At 65.7% G+C, this 3,757-nt stretch carries 3 protein-coding genes and 1 pseudogene; 1 reads left to right on the forward strand and 3 read right to left on the reverse strand.

The annotated features are described in order from the left end of the window. Window positions 1-386, forward strand: a pseudogene (locus Q0C41_RS30455) (hypothetical protein); the annotation flags it as partial. 18 nt (window positions 387-404) lie between these two features. On the opposite strand, the gene Q0C41_RS30460 reads toward Q0C41_RS30455, so the two are convergent. The 3 genes from Q0C41_RS30460 to malQ form a co-directional block, all read right to left on the reverse strand. Beyond that, window positions 405-1,781 (reverse strand): hypothetical protein, encoded by a 1,377-nt coding sequence (locus tag Q0C41_RS30460; protein ID WP_291990643.1) that lies wholly within the window; start codon window positions 1,779-1,781, stop codon window positions 405-407. Window positions 1,782-2,030: 249 nt separating this feature from the next. Then, window positions 2,031-2,597, reverse strand: a complete 567-nt coding sequence (locus Q0C41_RS30465) for a hypothetical protein (protein WP_291990645.1) — start codon at window positions 2,595-2,597, stop codon at window positions 2,031-2,033. A gap of 240 nt (window positions 2,598-2,837) precedes the next feature. After that, window positions 2,838-3,757: 4-alpha-glucanotransferase (malQ, locus tag Q0C41_RS30470; RefSeq protein WP_291990647.1), on the reverse strand; the 920-nt coding region annotated here is incomplete at its 5' end.

The raw sequence follows: 3,757 nt of genomic DNA on the forward strand, positions 1-3,757 counted from the left end.
AGCCGCGTGGAACGGCGGCCGCACCGGCGTGCGAGGTGATCATCACCGGCGACCTGCGGCCGGGATTGCGCGCGAATCTGCGCATGGACTATTGGATGATGGCGATGGCCGGGGCCGCAGGGCTGGTCGGCGCGACCATGACGACTGCGGCGACCGTGGGAGGCACGGGTCCGATGGCCTATGCGATGGGAGCCGTCGCCATGGGCTTCGCCACGCTGAGTTGCTTCGTTTGGTATCGCAGCCTCTTTCGCACCGCGCTGGCCAAGGCGACGGAGCAGCTGGCGGCGTTGCTCCAGGGAGTGGAGCAGCAGATGGCTACGCAACGGCTCTTTCAGGGCGAGGGGGAAACGCCAGCCCCTCCACGTGACAGCCGTGAAGGGGCGTGACGTTCGTTCCCGATCGGTCTAGAAGAATGAGAACCGACCGGTGCTCGCGCCCAGCGAGCTGAAGCGTTGATTGACGATCGTATTGTAGATCGACCCGAACGTGTAGCGGATGCCGATGTTGGTCGTGATGCGGAAGCCGGTCTCGAGTGCCTGACGCTGCAACAGGATCTCCTCCTCCGTGTTGCCACGAGCCGGCAGGTAGATCTGGTCGTTGATCCGGGCCGCGGAACCGCCGATGTTGAGCGAGAATCCGCGACCGAGGCGCAGGTCGGCGAAGCCGCTGAGGGTGAGTGCGTTGCGATTGAAGTCGTGGAGGTAGTTGAGCCAGTCGAGCGAGACGTTCGCTGAGCCCCAAGCCTGCCGTGCCACAAACGATGCGGTCGCCTGCTGGCTGTACCGGAGCTCGCGGTCTTCGCCGAACACGGTGGTGTTCTGGTAGTCGTACAGATTGGGACCGGCGTTATAGAGGAACGTCAGCTGCCGCCGCGTCTGCTCGGTCCACGGGAAGATGTTGTACTCGATCGCGGGCTGGAGCCGGAGTGCAAGGTCCTGATTCAGGAAGTCCGAGAAGCCGGCGCCGACCTTGACGCCGAGCGACAGATGGTCGGTGAGCGACTTCACGATGAGCGAGTTCGCCGTGTAGGTCCGCTGCTCGTTCGTCACCGTGAATGCCGGCCGGGTCCCGGTGGCCGGGATCTTGAACTTCTGCTCGACGATGTTGCTGCTGACCGAGACGTTGAGTTTCCAGTCAGCCGTCGAACGGTTGGCCGCGAACGAGAGTGATCCGTTCAGCGACTGCTGCCGTTCTTCGGCACGCACGTCGGCCCTGAAGTTCGTCGTGTAGGTCCAGAGGTTCCACCTGTCCTTCAGGTTGGCCGCCCCTGCCTGCTGCCGCTGGCCCGCGAACGGGGCGACGTAGCTCAGCTGCAGGCGATTCGCGATCGGCGAACGCGCGACATAGCGCGTAAGACCGAGCTTCAGTGTGCGTGCGAGCTCGCGACGGATGCGGTCGTCGGCGTCGTTGGGCAGGGTGTTGAGCGTGAGGGTGTCCACCATCCCGGCGAATCGCCCTCGGCCGAGGAACGTCAGAGTGTACTCCGTGCCTCCGCCGCCGTTGGTCAGGGCCACGGCGAGGACCTGAACGTCAGCGTCGAACCGGTCGCGCATCCAGTTCACGAAGTTGACTTCGGTCACGATGAAGTCGCGGTCGCATCCACGGGCTCGGCCCTGGCAGTCGAGGAAGACCCGAATGGCCTGAGACTGGAGGGTGGATGAGTCGGGCGCGGCGGTGGCCGGCGGGCCGGGCGGCCGACCGCTGCCGGGGGCCTGCGCGGGTAGCGCGGCGACTGGAAGGGCAGCGGCCAGCAGGATGGCGGTCAGCAGGGAGCGGTACACGGAAGTCTGGGATTAGGGGGCGGAAAGCTGGACAAGCCCGACTCAACGTTCGGCTGCCGCCGTTAGTGCCCGAGGCGCTCCTCTTCCCGCACCGCTCTGGCCGCACACTTCCTCTTCACTCGACCTCCACCTCGACCGTCCAGAGAGCAACGGCGCCGGACTGACCGCCCGGAAACGGACGCCCAGACATGAAGACGAGCGTCCGCGTGCCCGGGATGATCATGCCTGCCCCATCATCGTAAGCCGAGTTCACTTCGCAGCCGAGGTTCTTCGGTGCTGTCCAGCGCCCTGCGATCCTGCGCGAGAGGAAGAGGTCGTTGCCACCGCAGCCGTCTCGTTGTGTACGTAGCGCAACGTCTTCACACGGCCAGCGCGCGGCCGGTTGAGATCAGGCCCTTGCAGTGGCTCGGGCGCAGCGCCGGGCACGGTGAGGTCCAGTCGCCAGAGGTCGAAGTTGTCGTTGACGGCGACCTCGGGATACTCCGGGCGTGTGGCGGCCCATGAGAACAGCAGATAGCGACCGTCTGGCGTGACGCTCGGCGCCTCGCCGCGCGCATCTTGCGGCAGGGGCACGAGGCGGGGTGCCGTCCAACCCGAGGACGTCTTGTCGATCCGCTTGAGCCGTTGCGGGCATTGCCAGATCGGCAGGCACTCGGTCTGCGAGAAGAACATCGTCCTGCCGTCGGCGCTGAAGCCTGGCGGCAGGGTGAAGCGCTTGTACGGATCGAGGACCTCAGGCAGAAACAGTACGGGAGGGCGAGCCTCCTTCTGCTGATTGGACGGGCTGAGCCTGAGGTCGTCGGCTCGGGCGTACACGCCGAGTGCGAGGGTCAGACACGTGACTATGAGTGCGGGTGATTGCATTGAGTGGATTCCGCCTCACCATGGTGAAGCCGCTGACTCGCCTGATCGCTGTGGGGCGCTCGTCGCCACACGATTCTCTTCGCGCAGACTTGCAGAGCAGATGCAGGGGCTCTGGGCCGCGAGTCGGAGCTGATGTTCCAGATGGTCAAGAACTCGCCGGCGCTTGAGCGGTCGCCGCCATGCTGTGTCGCATCACCGTTGGTAGAGGTCAACCATCTCGCGCAGCCGGCGCCCCGTCTCCGGCGTGACCTGGTCCCAGCGGAACCGGAAGCCCCAGTTGCCCGACGGCCGGCCGGGCAGGTTCATCCGCGCCTCGCTCCCGAGGCCCAGCAGGTCCTGCATGGGGATGATCGCGGTGTTCGCCACGGAGGCGAGCGCGCTGCGGATCAACGTCCAGTGGACATCCCGTCCATCACTTCCGAGATAGCGAAGGGCGAACGCCTTCTCCGCCTCGATCATCTCCGCCGTGCGCGTGGAGTCCGCACCGGCCTCGGCGTTCCACCAGCCGACGGCCGTGTCGTTGTCATGTGTGCCGCTGTAGACGACCATTTCGCGTGGATAGCGATGCGGCTGGAAGTCGTTGGCCGAACCATCGGCGCCGAAGGCGAACTGCAGGATCGCCATTCCGGGGTAGCCGAACTTGTGACGGAGCGCCTCCACTTCCGGCGTGATGACGCCAAGGTTCTCGGCGACGATCGGGAGCGGGCCGAGTGCTGCGGTGACCGCGGTGAAGAGTGCGTCGCCGGGCGCGCTCACCCACTGCCCGTTGATGGCTGTCTCCGCGTCTCCCGGTACCTCCCAGAACGACTCGAAGCCACGGAAGTGATCGATCCGCACCACGTCCACCATCTCGAAGAGTGCACGGATGCGACGGATCCACCACTGGAAGCCGTCGGCTTGCATCGCGTCCCAGTTGTAGATCGGGTTGCCCCAGAGCTGGCCGGTCGCCGAGAAATAGTCGGGCGGAACGCCGGCCTGGACATCGGGGCGCCCATCGTCGCGCAGCTTGAAGTAGTGAGGAGCGGCCCAGACGTCGGCGGAATCGTGAGCCACATAGATGGGGAGGTCGCCCATCAATCGGATGCCCTTCGCGGCGCAGTGCGTCCTGATGC

Origin of the sequence: Luteitalea sp., from assembly GCF_022842525.1 — a bacterium.
Lineage (GTDB): Bacteria > Acidobacteriota > Vicinamibacteria > Vicinamibacterales > Vicinamibacteraceae > Luteitalea.